This is a genomic window from Paenibacillus glycanilyticus (assembly GCF_051200795.1).
GTDB classification, from domain to species: Bacteria; Bacillota; Bacilli; order Paenibacillales; family Paenibacillaceae; genus Pristimantibacillus; species Pristimantibacillus glycanilyticus.
Map to the genome: position 1 here is coordinate 340055 of NZ_CP195155.1, position 16684 is coordinate 356738.

Sequence of the window (16684 nt, forward strand, 5' to 3'; positions counted from 1 at the left end):
TATGAACGCAATCGAGCTGCAGGGCATCCATGTCGCTTTGGATGGGAAGCAGGTTCTTCAAGATATTGAGTTAACGATTAAGCAAGGGGACTTCATGACGTTCCTCGGGCCGTCCGGCTGCGGCAAAACCACGCTGCTCCGCACCATCGCTGGCCTGCAAAAGGCCGACGCCGGAACCATCACGATCAGCGGACGCGAAGTCGCAAACGGCGAGACGCAGTTCCATATGGAGCCGTCGAAGCGCAGGCTGAGCCTGGTCTTCCAGAGTTATGCGTTATGGCCGCATATGACCGTGTACGAAAATGTCGCCTTTGGCCTTCAGGTCCGGAAGCTCTCGAAGGCGGTTGTACGCGAAAAGGTAGAGGCGGCGCTAGGCAAAATGCGCATCGCCGAGCTTGCCGGCCGCTACCCAAGCGAGCTGTCCGGCGGCCAGCAGCAGCGCGTCGCCATCGCCCGCGCCATCGTCACCGAGCCGGACATTCTCCTGCTCGACGAGCCGTTGTCGAATCTCGATGCCAAGCTGCGCGTCGAGATGCGCGCCGAGCTGAAGCGGCTCCATCAGGAGCTGAACACAACGGTCATCTACGTCACGCATGACCAGCATGAGGCGATGACGTTGTCGACGCAGGTTGCGGTCTTTTTCGGCGGAGAGATCGTCCAGCTGGATAAACCTCGGGAGCTCTATAGGCGTCCAAAAACGCTTCAAGTCGCCGAGTTTATCGGAAGTGCGGGAATGCAGATGAACCGTCTGGAAGGAGTTGTCCGTACAGATGAGGAAGGATTAAGCTGGCTGGAAACGCCAGTGGTGTTGATTCCTCTTGCTGGGGGTGACAGACTCACTATGGAGGATGGACAGGAAGTGGTGCTTACCGTCAGGCCGGAGGATATCCGGCTGTACGAGGAACGCCGTCCGGGGAGCATCGCCATGTCTGTATCGGCGGTATTCCCGTCCGGCGCGGAGACGCTTGTCCAGCTGGACGCCGCTGGCATGTCCTTGATGGCCCGCGTCATCGGCGAATCCGAATACGAGCCAGGCACCACCTTATACGCTGTGCTCCGCCAGGAACAGATGAATGCTTACGATAAGAAGACAGGTATCCGAATAGAATTACAATATGCCGCACACAACAATGAACCGGGGGAATCCACTTATGAAAATCGACTTTCATATTCACGTTAAGCTTTCGAAGAAAACCAACTTTGAGATTGAGCATTTTAATAGCATGATTAATGAAGCAAAGGCCCACGGCCTCAATGCGATTACGCTGACCGAGCATTTCAACACGCATCGCTTCGAGGACGTATACGGCACGCTCGATAAGATGTATCCTTGCAACAACCACTACTATAATGTCGACGGCTTCAAGCTGTTCACCGGCATGGAGGTTGACGTAGCCGAAGGCGGCCATATCCTCGTCAGTGGACCAAAGGATAAGCTGCTCGAAGTGCGAGCGTTGCTGGAGGATCACCTGACAGCGGATTGTTTTATCGGATTGGAGCGCCTGTTCGAGCTATGCCATCCGCGCGGCCTGATGGTTATCGGCGGACATCCGTTCCGCGAATCCAATCATCTCTACCATATCGACAAAGAGCTGCTGAGGCGCTTCGATGCGTTCGACTTGAACGGCAAAGACCTGCATGAAATCGGCATTCAGGAAAATATCGCAAAGGTCCTGACGCTTGGCGCCGAGCTTGGCGTACCGGTTATCGCCGGAAGCGACGCGCATCAGATGTTCCAGGTGGGCTGCGTATACAACCAGTTCGAGGGAGATTTCGAGACCGTCGCCGAGCTGAAGGAAGCAATCCGTGCCGGGGCGTACAAGCGGGTCATCTCGCCAAGTCTTGATCTGCAAGTGCGTGCGGCGAATTACGTGAAGAAGCTGCTGAAGAAGAAAGTCGAAGTTGTAGTCTAACAGGGTGTAGACGGGGGAGATTGGTCATGGTATTTGGAGTTGAGACGGAGAAGCTGACTCGCGGTCACCAACGGATCGCGGATTATATAAGCAAGAACATGGACAATGTACCGTTCATGATAGAAGAAGATATCGCAGCGGCATGCGGCGTGAGCGTCTCCACCGTCTCTCGCTTCTGGGCCGAGGTCGGCTCGAAGAACCTGAAGGAATTCAAGCAGCGCGTCAAGGACGAGGCGCTGCTTTCTCCTGCCCGGAAGCTGCAGTCTGCATTTGAGAAGGTTGGCGGAGAGAGTGGAGCTGCCGCTAATGTACTGGGTGTAGCGGAGTATATTGAGCAATCTACTGAACGTCTGGATCAGGCGTCGTTTGATGCTGCAGTGGCGATGCTCGCTAACGCGGGCACCGTCCATATTTACGGTCCTGGCTCCGCAGAATGCTTAACCGCGTTAATGGATTTTAGGTTGTCACGCTTCGGAGCGGATGTCCGCCGGCTGGACCGCGGCGGTCATGAGCTGTTCGAGAGCATGGTGCCGATCCGTCCAGAGGATGTCATCGTCATCTTCGGCTTCGTCTCCGAATCCCCGGAGATGGCCGTGTTGTTCGACTTCGCCCATGAACGCGGTTGCCGCACCCTGCTCATAACTGACCTCGCCGTCAGCCCCATGCTCGCCAAAGCCGACATCTCCCTCTTCACCGCCCGCGGGCAGCTCTGGGAGTTCCATTCGATGGTGGCTCCGATCGCTGTCATCGAGGCGCTGATCGTGGCGGTGGGGAAAGAGCGGGAGCAAGCTGCGCTTGCTGGGAGTGAGGAGCTGCACCGGTTGAGAAGGAAGTATTCTAAGTTGTTGCCGAAGCGGTCAGACTCGTCAATACGGTAAAAACCTATAAAGCCGATTTTCCTTATATCCTGAACGTGGAAAGAGAAGCGCAAGAGGTGGAGCAGGTAAGCTCTATGCCTGGTCTATAGTATGAAAGGCTGTGGGACAAAATTGTGTTCAGTACAACGATAAAGGTCAAGTGAATGGTATTATTCTCAATGTAGGTATAAACGCATTGGAAAAGGTTTCTTACCATAAATACGTGAGCCCGCGTTTTCCTGATCTGAGATTTAATCGTTTTAATTAATTCTATCTTTAAGGATTACGATGACTAAACTATTTTAATATGGAAAGAAAATAATCTTCTAGGGTAATTCACAGGTTTATCGATGCGAACAAAGATAAATACGTACGGAGGGATAGAATGAAGTCGATTTATCTTCATTTAAAATTAATTTGGCTGCAAATCGGGATGGCCGAGTGTATGAGTTGAAGTTGGTTTGAAACTCTAATTTAGATTTGAAGGTTTCACACCATATGGGTGGAGCCTTTTTTATTTGGCGGCTGCAGCTCACCAATTAAAATTCGCGTCAAAGGAAGCCTTCATCCGGAAGCCTTGAGTGGAAGAAATGATGGAGAACAAGATTTAGCCGATCAGAATCGTCTAGCGGAATACGCCCGACTAACAGCCGGCACGTTTTGAATTAAGGGTTCATTTAGGGTAGATCATAAAATTCACTACTTGGAATAATGACAATTCGCTCTTTGTGGTAATTGACAAAATAATCCACTTGGAATATTATAGAACATATGTTCTGTTTAGTTGCTAATGCTTAATTAAAACCTATAAACTGCCAATCAATGGTTTAGCCGTTTGTAACTAATGCCTCTCTGTTTAGATTTGATTCAGTAAAATAAATCGACATCAGATAATAGGGGTGAATTTGAATGAAAAAGAACAATGAACTATTAACAATCAATGAGGCAAGCGGTTCTTTAAAAGTAAGTAGATTATGTACGATTAGTAAACAGGGTGTACCACAAGTATTAAAGCCTTGAGCGAGGAATTATTGAAAATTTAGGCTCTGTGAAAAAAAACTATTAATAGTTATAATAAAGTTTACAGCAATGGAAGATTGACTGTTGGGAGGTTATGGTTATGAAACAATTAAAACAAAAGCCTACAGTCCTTAGTATGTTTTGTGGGTGTGGTGGTTTGGATTTAGGCTTTCATCAAAATGGATATGATGTTGTTTGGGCAAATGATATTAACGAAGATGCATGCCTAACATATGAACAAAATCTTGGAACTGTTGTAAGAGGTAACATCGAAGATTTAGAGATGCCCAATATTGAAGATCTGGATGTACTACTATCAGGTTTTCCATGCCAGTCTTTCTCTAATGCAGGAAATAGGAAAGGTATTAATGAGAAAAGAGGCAACCTGTATAAGTTTACTTTAAAATATATAAAAGAACTTCGTCCAAAAGTTGTTGTAATGGAAAATGTTCGAGGTCTGCTTTCTACTAAAACAGAGAGCGGATATTTATTGCCCGAAATTTGTGAAAGTTTATCATCTTTGAATTATGAAGTTCATTTTAATTTGATTAATGCTTCTCATTACGGAGTGCCTCAGAATAGATTAAGGGTACTCGTTGTGGCTATCAATAAGGATGCTCAAATAGGGAATTTTCATTTTCCTGAGCCTATAAGGGATACAGAGTTAACATTAGAGAAAACAATTTTTGATATTCCAGAGGATACACCAAATCAGGATGAAATACTTCGTTTAAATCCACAAGCAATATACCTTGGAAGTTTTGTGCCTGAAGGGGGGTCTTGGAAAGACATTCCTACCGAGGTCTTGCCTGATAGACTTAAAAGAATTCGTGATAATATGGAGAAATATAGATGGCCAAACTTCTATCGTAGGTTTCGTAGAGATGAAGTTGCGGGAACTATTACTGCAGCGTTTAAGCCTGAAAATGCTGGCGTATGGCATCCAGTAGAGAATAGGGTGTTTACAGCAAGGGAGATTGCTAGGATACAGTCTTTCCCAGACGATTTTATCTTTTGTGGTAGGTCTGTGAAAGCTAACTATGAAATGATTGGGAATGCCGTCCCTCCAAAACTTTCTTATGTCTTTGCGAAATCAATTAAGGAAATTTTAAAGGGCGAGAATTTACCTCAAAGAGAGCCTGTTAGGTACTTCTCTCAAATTAAGTATGGTACTACCCCTATTAAAGTTGGTGGACCTGAAATTATTTTTGATAAGAATGTTCAAAATGAAGAACACGTTGAGTATGAACAATTAGATTTATTGTCTGTGATAGGAGAGTAAAAGAGAACCCTAAAGGTTCTCTTTTTTTTTGAATCAATGTTTAGTATACAATTTCAATCTCAATGTAGTATAAAAGTATTACATAGTGTTCTTGAGGAGGATAAAAGTAATGTTTTTTTCTTTTAATACTTTTACAGATAATTTTAGCGAATTGAAATTAGTGGGCAATAGCGGAAAAAGAGGTGGAGAACAAACTACAGGATTAGGAGTTTTCCTTGCTGTTGATATGGTTCAAAAACAAACAGGGGCTAATATCTTAGATCTTAATCCTGACAATGGTGAGCATAGAGCAGTTATAACAGCTAGATATGCTGAAATATTAGGTCTTTTTTCTACAGACGATGAAGAATATCAAGTCAATGATTTAGGGTCTGTAAATATTGAATCGAGGAGAAAGAGGCTGGAAAAGAAATTAAGTTCAAACTTTATGACCACTCGCTTAAAAAAGGCAGCTGATATAAGAGGGACGGCAAATTATCCAAGTAGACCGGCTCCTTTATTAACGTTAGGTCTGCAGGTTGCGCCTAATAATGAGTGGGGTGTAATGAAGTATGATGGATGGAGCGATAATTTTTTGAGATTTTTGGGTGACAGATTGTGTGGAGAGGATACCTTCCCGCTTATTGTATTCTTATTAAGGACTTATAGCTTTACGAATACAACGAATCCCCAAAGTTGTTTATTAAATGCATTACATACAAAGTACTCAGAAGAAGTGTCTAACTTTTTAGTAAGCAAGGCTACTATACCTAATAATTGGGGGTCGGCTTCCTTTTTCAATGATAATCCCATCAATATTACACAGATTCATCAATTGGTAGAAGAAGATGAAGAAGAGGAATTGGCAACCCTTGATATGTTTGATGAAGTTGATGTAGATGGCAGTGTTCCCAAAAATCAAATACTCTATGGCCCCCCAGGGACAGGTAAAACTTATCGTACTGCTGAGCTTGCATTAAAAGTTTGCGGATACTGGAATGAAGAACTGGCCTCTGATAGAAGATTAGCGATGAATGCTTTTCGTCACCTTCAAAACAATGGAAGGGTTGAATTTGTTACATTTCATCAATCCATTTCATATGAAGAGTTTGTTGAAGGAATTAGTACCGAGATTGAGGATGGAAATGTAAAATATTATGTTAAAGACGGTATTTTTAAGGAAGTAGCAAAAAAGGCGTTAGAATCGTTAAATGGAGATGATGTTAAGAATTTTGTGTTAATAATTGATGAGATTAATCGGGCAAACATATCAAAGGTTTTTGGTGAATTAATAACACTAATTGAAGAAGATAAGAGGACTGGAGAAGAGAATGAAGTAAAGGTTCGTCTCCCATACTCACAAGAAGCCTTTTCAGTTCCAAGCAATCTATATATTATTGGAACGATGAACACAGCCGATAGATCCATTGCTTTAATGGACATTGCATTAAGAAGAAGGTTTGACTTCGAAGAAATAGTACCACAGCATAATCTGTTGAGCACATTTGATGAAAATGGACAGCTGATAGAGCTACCAAGACTGCTTGAGGCAATAAATAAAAGAATCACAGTACTACTCGACAGAAATCATACCTTCGGCCAGGCACTGTTTATGTCTGTGGGGAATTTTGACGAACTGGTAACTGTTTTAAGAAATAAGATAATACCTACTGTTCAAGAATATTTTTATGGACAATGGGACAAAGTTGCAATGGTAATGGGTGACACAAAAAAGGAGATTCCTGAACATAGGCTGATAATCGAGGATCATTCGTATGATATCGAAGCATTATTCGGTAAGAATGATTTTAATGAGCAGATAGAAGCAGTGTTTATGGTTAACCCAAATTTTGGTAACAATCGTGAGTTAGATATAAAAATAATTCAGGGCATTTATAGTTAGGGTTCTGTTGATATGAGACTGATAATTAGTGTTAGAGAACATGAGCCAATATATATTGGTGAATCTTTCAGTAGCGAGAAAAAGATTATTACGAGGTCGCAGGCTGCTTTATTAGAAAGGTTAGAAAAGGAACAGGGTAAAGCGATTTTTAATTGGGGGAATAAGAAAATCATTCCTCTGCAATGGGTTGGAGTTGCAAATATAGGTAATCTCCAAATAGAAATCCTCCCAAAACTTTATAATGATGGAAATTCACAAATTAGAAAAAATCTGCTTTATATGATTGCGGTTGCCAAAATAGTACCATTTAGAGTTCAAGAAATAAGCAACTTCGATACTCAGAAACATACATTTTTAGAGTGTTTTATTAGAGTATTTATTGATAGACTCGGTTATGCGTATAAAACGGGTATAATTCATCAATATAATGATACTGAAGAAAATGCATCATTTCTTAGAGGTAAGTTGAAAATGAAGCAACAACTAAGAAAAAACATCTTCAATAAGAGCAGGTTTTTTGTTCAACATGATGAGTACTCAATGCATAATTTGATAAATAGAATAATAAAGGCCACTGTAGAAAAACTCATTACTATCTCAAAATTGCAGACTAATATCAAGGATTTGCAATTTTTTAGGGATCTTCTTAGTGAAGTTGACGCTAAGGGGTTTGTACCAAAAGAGTTTGATAAGCTTTTGATACCACGAACAGTACATCAATCTTATTATGATATTCTTGAAATGTGTAAGGTGATTTGGCGAGAAGAATCCCCTAACCTAAGTAGTGGAAAGTTACAGGGTTTTAGTCTGTTATTTGATATGAACGTAATTTATGAGAGATTTATCCAGGAGTTAATAAGTGATCGTAAGTTTGATATATTACCGCCTGATACGATTACTATCTCTAATAGAAGGGGTAATTCAAAGTTTCTATTTAAGAATGAGTATGGTAATGGTATCTTTAGGTTACTTCCTGACAATGTTATTTATGATGAAAAACGACATGGATGTCTTAAAATTATAGATACAAAATGGAAATTGCTTAAACCATCTGAAAGAAACTTTGGCATAAGCCAGTCAGATATTTATCAGATGTATGCGTATGCAAGAGAGTATAGCTGTAAGAAGGTAATATTATTGTACCCGACTGATAAAGAGGACTTTAATGTACGTGACTTTCCAAAGTTTAATAATGTTACGTTCCCTACACAAGATATAACCATTTATATTTCAACCATAAATCTAAATTGTAAGTTGCCAGAGGAAATACATATCATTAAGCAGCAGCTGAAGGATATATGTGCTCAATAACCTTGAACTACCAGGAGGCTACTTGCGAGGGGGTTAATTATAAATCTTAGCTATTAGCGTTAAAAAGTTATTATTTTCTGATATAAAGCTCTTTTTGTTATCTTCCCAGCAGTAATATAGTCTGTTTGTTTTATAACAACAGTATTTGTTAATCCGATTTTTCCCTCGTGCCAGCGGCGAATAAAGCGATTGTTTAGGACGTGAATGATATGATCGAGGTTGCGGCAGCTATTATTGAGAATGGGCAGGGTCAGATTCTGATAGCGAGAAGGAAGCAGGGGAAGTCTCAAGCAGGAATGTGGGAGTTTCCGGGCGGTAAGATCGAAGCGGGCGAGACGGCTGAGGCTTGTCTGAAAAGAGAGTTGCTCGAGGAGATGCATATCGAGATTAATCCTTATGCTTATTTCGGAGTTAATGATCATCACTATGGGGCAACTCACATTAGGCTGATTGCATATAAAGCGACTTTTGTCAGTGGTGAGATCATGCTGGTTGATCATGATGAGTACCGCTGGATCACTGCTGCCGAACTCGGGGAGTTTACGTTTGCTCCGGCAGATATTCCATTCGTAGAGATGCTGGAAGTAGGGAAGCAGCATGGAGGTTAATGAGCTTAAACAAAGAATCGCGAACCTATCCATCTGGAAAAAGAACGGACAACGCGCTCCGCATAAGCCATTGTTAATCCTGTTAAGTCTAGCTTAATTCCAACAGCAGCATACGGTTTTGCCTTACGAGGTGGTAAGAGATAAGCTGAAGAAGCTGCTTGTTGAGTTTGGTCCGGCGAGGAAGTCCTATCATCCGGAGGAGCCTTTTGTCAGGCTTTCCACCGACGGGATATGGGAACTCAGTCAGTCCGTAGATAAAAGAAACTTTTCAGATAAGCTGCTGCTGACGGAGCATGTATCCGGTGGTTTTAACAACGAGGTGCTTGAGTTGCTTCGCTGCAATCGCTCCCTTATTCAGGAGTTGGCGGAGATCCTGCTTACGGAACATTTTCCGGATAGTATTCATCAGGATATTATGGACGAGATTGGACTCGACTTCTCCATTAAGCGGAAAAGGCCGCGTGATCCAAACTTCAGAGATCGCATTTTGAAGGCTTACGAATACAGCTGTGCTGTGTGCGGTTTTAATGTAAGGTTGGGCAACAATTTAGTCGCCATAGATGCTGCCCATATTCAATGGCACCAAGCTGGCGGGCCTGACAAAGAGGATAATGGAATTGCGTTATGCTCCTTGCATCATAAGCTGTTCGACCGTGGCGTTTTTACGATAACCGAGGAGCGGGAGCTGCTTGTTGCAGAACAAGCCCATGGCACAAATGGCTTTAATGAGTGGCTGATGAGATACCACGGTCACAAGGTTCGCGAACCGATTAATCCGGACTATATGCCGAAGGATAATTTCGTTCATTGGCATTTTCGAGAGGTGTTTAGAGGCCCGGCGAGGTATAAGGTGTGAATATATGAATCCAATGAGAACTCAACCAAGGATATTTTGCGGTTGAGTTTTTTTATTTGAATTGTCACAAAATGCTAATCTCGCGTGTTACAACTTATATGAGGCCTCGGGAAGTTAAGAGTGGAGGGTATATGGATAAGAGCACGCGCAGCAATACCGCCGATATTGAACTATGGATACGACTAGTTAAAGAAGGAAATAAAGATGCTTATCAGCATGTCATTGAATTCTATCAGCTGCCTTTATATCGTTATGTCTATCATTTGCTCCACAATCGGGAGGAAGCGGAGGATGCCGTTCAGGATGTGTTCCTGCAAGTATTTAGGAACATGGATAAGTATTCGCGGCAGATTTCTTTTACTTCATGGCTATACAAAATTGCTTATCATCATTGCTTAAACATAATCCGTAAACGCAAAGGCCTACTGTCGAGGCTGCATCTGTTCCAGCGAGAGGCAGTTACTACCGATTATGACTCTGAAATGAGAGTAGATGAAATGTTACGAGGCTTATCGTTGGAAGAAAAACAGATCATGCTTCTGCGAGTCGTAGAAGAACTAACCTTTGATGAAATATCTCTAATCCTCGATTGCAAGGCAGCGACAGTGCGAAAGCGTTATGAGCGCACGAGAGTTAAAATGCAACGCAATTATGCACAAGAGGAGGGGAAAAGCATTGGAAAAGAATCTTGGACTTCCATTACACCGGAAAGATAATTATAGCAATGAGCTCACTGCTGCTTATCACAACGTCCCATCCCCAGTTCGATCGAGTAGTGACGTGACAGCAGAGGTATTAAGCAGATTGCTAGAAGAGAACGAAAGCATTCGTACTCCAAGAGGTCTGTCTTACAGCGTTATAAAGAGAAGTATGTTTACTCGTGTAGCTGTAATGGTCTGTCTATTTGTGCTGCTTGGAGGAACATGTTACGCAGCTTATTCCGGATATATGTTTTCGCTGCGCGATAAGTCGGGCAACACATCGCTTCAAGTGGCTCCAACCGATATACCTTCCGCCCCCGTAGAAGAAAATAGAATACTGGATCGCGTGCGTGACGGGCTGAAGGATGGGGAGCAAGCGGTTGTGTACGTGGGGGATCAGGCGATAAGTGAGCAAAATGGTAAGTTGCTGCCTCAGAAAGGCTCTCATTATTCCATTGTCGTAAAACCTTTGGAGTTCGATACTCCCGATAGTATGAATGATTATTTGTTAAGGCACGGTACCATAATCAACTTGCCATTGTCTAAATGGAAGGGTTGGAATCTTAACCGGTCCGAGCTGCAAAATGATATTTCGTACAGTAGCTCAAATAAGCGAAAGTGGATAACTGAGGATGACGAAGAATCAGGCCTGAACTATAAATATGCCGTGGAACCAAGTGGAACGAAACCTCAATTTTTAAAATGGTTTTATAACAAGCAGAATGAAGAAATCATGCTCACGGCGTCCTTAGATATTCCAATTCTGCCGATTTTTTATGACAGTCACCCATCCTCTGACTCTATACTCTCGATAAAAGGAGTCGACGCCTATTTTTATCGGGATAACACAGGGAGCGAGAAGTCGATAAATTGGTCGGAGAAAGTAGCTGAGGGCAATTATCGCATCTATTCTGTAATTAGTAATACTGTTGATGAAAATGAGCTGCGTCAGTTCGCAGCGGCAGTTATTGCTCAAAATGATTAATGGAGTTTAAAAAATCACGTCAATCGGTGATCCGATTAACGTGATTTTTTAAGTTTGTATGCGTTTTGTTGTTTATGCGGTTAAGTTAGTATGCTATTATATCAGTGATAATCAATATCTAGGTATACCAACTTTATTTGAATTTGAAAGCGAATACACAGCCATTCATCCATTAATAAAAGGGGACTACTATCATGCAAAAAATCGTTCGATTACGCTGTGAGTACAACCACAACCCCATTGGCATACAGACACCTCAGCCCCGTTTCAGTTGGGAGCTGGAATCCTCCAAACGTAACCGAAAGCAGGCTGTCTATCAAATTATCGTATCTATGAGTCCAGAGCATTCCCTCTTCTCCGGAATCGACGAGCTATGGGATTCGGGCAAAGTAGAATCTGCGGAAACCTTCCACATTGAGTATGCTGGCAGCCCACTCACTAGCGGACAACGCTACTACTGGACGGTGAAATGTTGGGATCAGGATGGAGAGTTATACGAAGCTGAAGGGACTGCTTTTTTTGAGATGGGTATCCTGAGCCCAGATGAATGGACCGCACAGTGGATAGGAACAGATGAGACGATTGTATCACCGTCATTCAGAACCTCCTTCCACATACATAAAGTAGTTAAGCAGGCTTCTATATCAGTGTCAGGACTGGGCTACTTCGAGCTATATATGAACGGCAATCGAGTCGGAGATCATGTCCTGGTTCCAAACTGGACGGATTATGATGACCGCCAGATCGAAGGGCTGCTGTATCCTTTCGATGATCAGACTTCCAAGAGGGTCAACTATCTTCAATATGCTGTGACGGATAATATCCGGCAAGGTGAAAATGCAATCGGAGTCATGCTCGGGAACGGCTTCTATAATCAGACGGAAAGAACGATTGAAGGGAAAATGAAATACGGCGCTCCCCGATTAATTTTGCAGATGACCCTAACCTATGAGGACGGTACGGTGGATTACATCCGCAGCGATGAGAGCTGGAAATGCAGCTCCGGTCCAATTGTGTTCAATAACGTCTTCTACGGAGAGATCTATGATGCAAGGCTGGAGCAGCCAGGTTGGGATGACCGAGGATTCGACGATTCGTCCTGGAGTCATGCCCACCAGGTTCGTTCTCCGAAAGGCCAGCTGACGGCTCAGATGTCTCCCCCGGATAAAAAGATCAGCACGCTCAAACCCATCTCCCGTGCCGAATCCAAACCTCATACCTGCATCTTCGATTTCGGTCAAAACTTCTCCGGCTGGGTGCGCATTCGTATGCAAGGGGATGCCGGGCAGCAGGTTACGCTGAGGTTTGCGGAAAATCTCGGCCCGGATAGCGCGCTAGATATGCTAAGCTGCGGTGGCGATGGCCAGATCCAAGCCGATACCTACATCATGAAAGGCGAAGGCATAGAGCAATACGAACCCCGATTTGTCTGGCATGGTTTTCGTTATGTGGAGGTCACCGGGTATCCCGGTATACCGGACCTCACAGATCTCGAAGGCATCGTTGTTCATGCTTCGGTCGTACCTACCGGCGAGTTCGCTTGCTCTGAACCGTTACTTAACCAAGTGCAGAGCGCGTATCGTTGGTCGCAGCTGACCAATATGCATGGCGGCGTGCCAAGCGATTGTCCGCATCGTGAACGACTCGGATACACGGGTGATGGACACCTGACGGCGGAGGCGGCGAGTTATAACTTTGATATGGCTGCTTTTTACGCAAAATGGATCGGGGACATCAGCGATTCGCAGAACAAGCAGACGGGCTTTGTCCCGCATACGGCTCCGTTCAACGGGGGCGGAGGTGGAGTCGCTTGGGGATCCGCCTATATCATTATGCCGTGGACGATGTATCGCATGTATGGGGATCGTCGTCTGCTCACTGAGCATTATGCAGGGATGCAAAGTTGGATCAGCTATCTAGGTACGCGTAATCGTGGAGGTTATCTGGTCGAGTTCGAAGAACCGGACAGCTGGTTCCTGGGGGATTGGTGTATCCCGGGTGCGAATGAGCTTCCTCCAACCTTAGTGAGCACGTTCTATTATGCCTATACGGTAAGGATGATGTCCGAAATCGCTGATGTGCTTGATCATGAAGAGGACGCCCAACAATACGCGAGGCTTTTTGACTTCATATGCTCAGCGTTTAACGAGGCGTTTTTCGATCCCGAAACCGCCACTTACTCCATATGTCGGCAGGGTTCGGATCTGTTCCCGCTTGTTCTGGGCTGCGTTCCCGAGGAACATGAGGATCAAGTGTGGGAGCGGGTGCTGAAGCATTACCGTGATGATCTAGGCGGGCATTTGGATACCGGTATTTTCGGAACCTTCTTCTTGTTCGATCTTCTGAGCGAGCGGGGTGAGACGGATCTAGCGTTAAAGATGGTCGCAGCAAAAGACTACCCCGGCTACGGCTACATGATCGAAAACGGTGCCACCACCCTATGGGAATCCTGGGACGGACATGACTCCCATAATCATCCGATGTTCGGAAGCGTCAGCTCCTGGTTCTACAAGCATGTGGCCGGGTTGTCCCCGCATCCGGATTCCGTAGCATTCGGGCAGGTTGTCTTTAAACCGTTCCGTGTGAACGAGTTAAACCATGCGTCCGCAGCTGTTCATACCATTCGTGGGAAGTATGCCGTTCGTTGGTCCAGAGAGGATAGCAGCAGCTGGGCCTGCGAGATCCAGATCCCGCCTAACGGCTGGGCAGAGGTTTATTTTCCTATAAAAAGCGGCAATGTCCTTATAACGTCCATTTTCGAAAAAGGATCCAACCAAATCATATGGCCGTCATCTGATATAGTTCAATCACCGGATACGATCCAATGGAGGGCGGAACCGAACGATTTCGTCGTCACCCTAGGTTCAGGTCGATATGAGTTCAATATAACCGTGAATCCCGAGTAAAATAACGCCTGAGCCAATCCTCATTGGTTCAGGCTTTTTTAATGGGAACGTTTAGCTAAATCCGATTAATCCAGCCCACGCACCTAAAGAAGAGGCTATAATGAAATAACTGGAAGTTTAATGGAGAAAGCGAAGTGAAAGCCATGCTGAATCAAGCCATAGAGCAAAGCTTAAGCAAACTAATGACGAAGATTCTTCGGCATACACCGGAGCAGTTCGGGGTTAACCTTGATCCGGAGGATGGTTCCTGCGGGATACATGTTTTGCTCGAGGCGATACAAGCTCAGCCGAAGTGGGCCGGGATCACAATTGAAGATATAGAGCAGGTCGTGCGCAATTCGGAAAAGCAGCGTTTTGCCATCGAGGATGGACGTATTCGGGCAAGATATGGGCATAGTCATGATAGAGTCCAATATACGGCGGGCGAACCACCGGCAGTCCTCTATCACGGCACCAACAGGAAGGCCTTGCCTTCCATCTTGGGGGAGGGGCTTCATCCGATGAATCGTCAATATGTGCATCTATCGGAGGGGACTCATTTTGCAACGCTGGCGGGAAGCCGCAGGGGAGAGCTTGTGATTCTGGAGATAAATACGTCGCGTGCAAAAGAAGCGGGTGTCGTCTTCTTCTTTGCAGGCAACGAGGTGTGGCTGGCGGACCGTGTTCCGGCAGATTGCTGCTCGGTCTATGAGGCAGGAAAAAGGGAGTAGATAACCATGACAAATTCCATTATAGATATCGGCGTGAATCTGATGCACCGTTCTTTCCATGAGGATCGTGACCAAGTGGTTGCCAGAGCGGCGGAGAACCATGTTACGCCTCTTATCATCACCGGCACTAGCTTAAGGAACAGTGTGGACGCGGCACGTTATGCCGGAACATATTCCGGGAAGCTCTATTCCACGGCTGGCGTACATCCGCATGACGCGAAGAATTGCAATGAAGAGACGATTGCGAAGCTGCGCGAGTTATCAGCCATGCCGCAGGTGGTTGCGATCGGGGAGTGCGGGCTGGATTACAATAGGGACTTCTCGCCGAGGGATGTGCAGCGGAAATGGTTCGGAGAGCAGATTCGTCTGGCGCTTGAGCTGGATATGCCGTTGTTCCTTCATGAACGGGAGGCTTCGGCGGATTTTATCGGGATGCTGAAGGAGCATCGCGTTCAAAATGCCGTCGTACATTGCTTTACGGGCACGCGGCAGGAGCTTAAGGCATATCTGGAGATGGGCTACCATATCGGGATTACGGGTTGGATTTGCGATGAGCGGAGAGGCAAGCATCTCCGGGAGCTGGTGCGGATGATTCCGCTGGACCGGCTGATGATCGAGACGGATGCGCCATTCCTAACGCCTAGGGATTTGAAGGAGAAGCCGAAAGACGGGCGGAATGAACCGGCCATTCTGCCGCATATTTTGCAGGCGGTTGCGGAGTGTATCGGGAAACCGGCGGATGAAGTGGCTCAAGCGACTACGCAGACGGCGAAAGCCTTTTTCCGCATCTAAGCAAAGAAAAAAAGCGCCGGGCTTCCCTTGGCCGACGCTTCTCATCATTTTCTTTTGTACATTTTAGCCCACTCGTTGATGATCTCAGCTCGGGTCTTTGTTAGGTCGCTTGGCCATCGGGATGTCTCCCATTCTTGAATGGCTTGTTGTTTCGTTCGGTAGAAACGGTAATCGCAAATATTCCATGGACAGTACAGCTTCCGGTACCATTTTCCGTTTGAAATATCGGCGGTGAAGCGGCGTACGGTTTTTGCGGCTTGTCTTTTAGCCCAGATGGCATTTGGTGTACTCTGTTCCGTCCATGCAGGTGATTTCTTGAAACTTCTGCTCATAACTCTCTAACCTCCTTAGGGGGAAGCTAGAGGCCGTCTAAAGTCTTCATTGGTCACCTCAATTCGAAGTTTGTTGTGGATTGCCTATATTAACGCATCAGATAGGAAAATGTTTCTTGGGTGTAGGAGGTTATTTCAAATGAAATATTTCAAATCCAGCCTTTGGTCAGCCATCAATTCAGGCGATCCGGAAGTGCAAAAGCGAGCGGAAGCAGAGTGGAGGGTAAACGATCAGCAGTTCTGGACAGAGTACTTGAAGCACTTTGATCTATAGCCATATCAGCGGGATCGGAATCACGATGGATCCGCCTGACCTGCTTGATCGCAGAGGCTTTGACGATTGGGGATATGGTGAGCTGCTAATTGTGGATGAAAAGACGCTTTCACACGAGATTCTCTTTGCCTCCGGAGCCGTATTTCTCGTCCATTTTCCCGATAAAAACCTCACCGTTAGGCAGAATCCATGTTTTTTTCCTAATGGGTTCCATTGGTATTAGCTATTTCCATTTGGATGTGCTATAATGAATTT

14 protein-coding genes and 1 pseudogene are annotated in these 16684 nt (G+C 45.0%); 14 read left to right on the forward strand and 1 reads right to left on the reverse strand.

Annotation, left to right across the window (positions count from 1 at the left end):
- Window position 1: 1 nt before the first annotated feature.
- From ACR9FF_RS01685 to ACR9FF_RS01745, 13 genes and pseudogenes are all read left to right on the forward strand, one after another.
- Window positions 2–1180, forward strand: coding sequence for an ABC transporter ATP-binding protein (locus ACR9FF_RS01685; RefSeq protein WP_435168477.1), 1179 nt, complete (start codon window positions 2–4; stop codon window positions 1178–1180).
- Window positions 1152–1913, forward strand: coding sequence for a PHP-associated domain-containing protein (locus ACR9FF_RS01690; RefSeq protein WP_435168479.1), 762 nt, complete (start codon window positions 1152–1154; stop codon window positions 1911–1913). The genes ACR9FF_RS01685 and ACR9FF_RS01690 overlap by 29 nt, the downstream gene beginning before the upstream one ends.
- Before the next feature lie 26 nt (window positions 1914–1939).
- Window positions 1940–2791 carry a MurR/RpiR family transcriptional regulator gene (locus ACR9FF_RS01695; RefSeq protein ID WP_435168482.1) on the forward strand — a complete coding sequence of 284 codons (852 nt, stop codon included), beginning with the start codon at window positions 1940–1942 and terminating at the stop codon, window positions 2789–2791.
- Between the two features lie 1099 nt (window positions 2792–3890).
- Complete coding sequence (locus ACR9FF_RS01700) at window positions 3891–5072, forward strand: DNA cytosine methyltransferase (protein WP_435168484.1); 1182 nt, start codon at window positions 3891–3893, stop codon at window positions 5070–5072.
- A gap of 109 nt (window positions 5073–5181) precedes the next feature.
- Window positions 5182–6954, forward strand: coding sequence for an McrB family protein (locus ACR9FF_RS01705; RefSeq protein WP_435168486.1), 1773 nt, complete (start codon window positions 5182–5184; stop codon window positions 6952–6954).
- 12 nt (window positions 6955–6966) lie between these two features.
- Window positions 6967–8265, forward strand: a complete 1299-nt coding sequence (locus ACR9FF_RS01710) for an McrC family protein (protein WP_435168488.1) — start codon at window positions 6967–6969, stop codon at window positions 8263–8265.
- 209 nt (window positions 8266–8474) lie between these two features.
- On the forward strand, window positions 8475–8873 hold the full coding sequence (gene mutT / locus ACR9FF_RS01715) for an 8-oxo-dGTP diphosphatase MutT (RefSeq protein ID WP_435168490.1): 399 nt from the start codon (window positions 8475–8477) through the stop codon (window positions 8871–8873).
- Window positions 8863–9729: pseudogene (locus tag ACR9FF_RS01720) on the forward strand (phosphorothioated DNA-binding restriction endonuclease). The gene mutT and the pseudogene ACR9FF_RS01720 overlap by 11 nt, the downstream one beginning before the upstream one ends.
- A gap of 131 nt (window positions 9730–9860) precedes the next feature.
- Window positions 9861–10445 carry an RNA polymerase sigma factor gene (locus ACR9FF_RS01725; protein WP_435168492.1) on the forward strand — a complete coding sequence of 195 codons (585 nt, stop codon included), beginning with the start codon at window positions 9861–9863 and terminating at the stop codon, window positions 10443–10445.
- Window positions 10405–11415, forward strand: coding sequence for a hypothetical protein (locus tag ACR9FF_RS01730; protein ID WP_435168494.1), 1011 nt, complete (start codon window positions 10405–10407; stop codon window positions 11413–11415). Before ACR9FF_RS01725 ends, ACR9FF_RS01730 begins: the two co-directional genes overlap by 41 nt.
- 194 nt (window positions 11416–11609) lie before the next feature.
- On the forward strand, window positions 11610–14321 hold the full coding sequence (locus ACR9FF_RS01735) for a family 78 glycoside hydrolase catalytic domain (protein WP_435168497.1): 2712 nt from the start codon (window positions 11610–11612) through the stop codon (window positions 14319–14321).
- A 143-nt stretch (window positions 14322–14464) separates the two neighbouring features.
- The gene (locus tag ACR9FF_RS01740) at window positions 14465–15031 is read left to right on the forward strand and encodes an RNA 2'-phosphotransferase (protein ID WP_435172018.1); all 567 of its coding nucleotides are present in this window, start codon (window positions 14465–14467) and stop codon (window positions 15029–15031) included.
- A 6-nt stretch (window positions 15032–15037) separates the two neighbouring features.
- Window positions 15038–15823, forward strand: a complete 786-nt coding sequence (locus ACR9FF_RS01745; RefSeq protein ID WP_435168499.1) for a TatD family hydrolase — start codon at window positions 15038–15040, stop codon at window positions 15821–15823.
- Between the two features lie 44 nt (window positions 15824–15867).
- Here the strand turns inward: ACR9FF_RS01745 and ACR9FF_RS01750 are convergent, their stop codons facing one another.
- Window positions 15868–16155: a hypothetical protein gene (locus tag ACR9FF_RS01750; RefSeq protein WP_435168501.1), complete on the reverse strand. Its 288-nt coding sequence runs from the start codon at window positions 16153–16155 to the stop codon at window positions 15868–15870.
- Window positions 16156–16294: 139 nt separating this feature from the next.
- On the opposite strand from ACR9FF_RS01750, the gene ACR9FF_RS01755 reads away from it, so the two are divergent.
- Window positions 16295–16429, forward strand: coding sequence for a hypothetical protein (locus ACR9FF_RS01755; protein ID WP_435168504.1), 135 nt, complete (start codon window positions 16295–16297; stop codon window positions 16427–16429).
- Window positions 16430–16684 lie beyond the last annotated feature (255 nt).

Excerpts from the sequence above, each read along its gene's own strand:
- ACR9FF_RS01695 (WP_435168482.1), top strand. The coding sequence starts at position 1,940 with ATGGTATTTGGAGTTGAGACGGAGAAGCTGACTCGCGGTCACCAACGG.
- ACR9FF_RS01685 (WP_435168477.1), top strand. The coding sequence starts at position 2 with ATGAACGCAATCGAGCTGCAGGGCATCCATGTCGCTTTGGATGGGAAG.
- ACR9FF_RS01755 (WP_435168504.1), top strand. The coding sequence starts at position 16,295 with ATGAAATATTTCAAATCCAGCCTTTGGTCAGCCATCAATTCAGGCGAT.
- ACR9FF_RS01750 (WP_435168501.1), bottom strand. The coding sequence starts at position 16,155 with ATGAGCAGAAGTTTCAAGAAATCACCTGCATGGACGGAACAGAGTACA.
- ACR9FF_RS01700 (WP_435168484.1), top strand. The coding sequence starts at position 3,891 with ATGAAACAATTAAAACAAAAGCCTACAGTCCTTAGTATGTTTTGTGGG.
- ACR9FF_RS01710 (WP_435168488.1), top strand. The coding sequence starts at position 6,967 with ATGAGACTGATAATTAGTGTTAGAGAACATGAGCCAATATATATTGGT.
- ACR9FF_RS01740 (WP_435172018.1), top strand. The coding sequence starts at position 14,465 with ATGCTGAATCAAGCCATAGAGCAAAGCTTAAGCAAACTAATGACGAAG.
- ACR9FF_RS01735 (WP_435168497.1), top strand. The coding sequence starts at position 11,610 with ATGCAAAAAATCGTTCGATTACGCTGTGAGTACAACCACAACCCCATT.
- ACR9FF_RS01745 (WP_435168499.1), top strand. The coding sequence starts at position 15,038 with ATGACAAATTCCATTATAGATATCGGCGTGAATCTGATGCACCGTTCT.
- ACR9FF_RS01690 (WP_435168479.1), top strand. The coding sequence starts at position 1,152 with ATGAAAATCGACTTTCATATTCACGTTAAGCTTTCGAAGAAAACCAAC.
- mutT (WP_435168490.1), top strand. The coding sequence starts at position 8,475 with ATGATCGAGGTTGCGGCAGCTATTATTGAGAATGGGCAGGGTCAGATT.
- ACR9FF_RS01705 (WP_435168486.1), top strand. The coding sequence starts at position 5,182 with ATGTTTTTTTCTTTTAATACTTTTACAGATAATTTTAGCGAATTGAAA.
- ACR9FF_RS01725 (WP_435168492.1), top strand. The coding sequence starts at position 9,861 with ATGGATAAGAGCACGCGCAGCAATACCGCCGATATTGAACTATGGATA.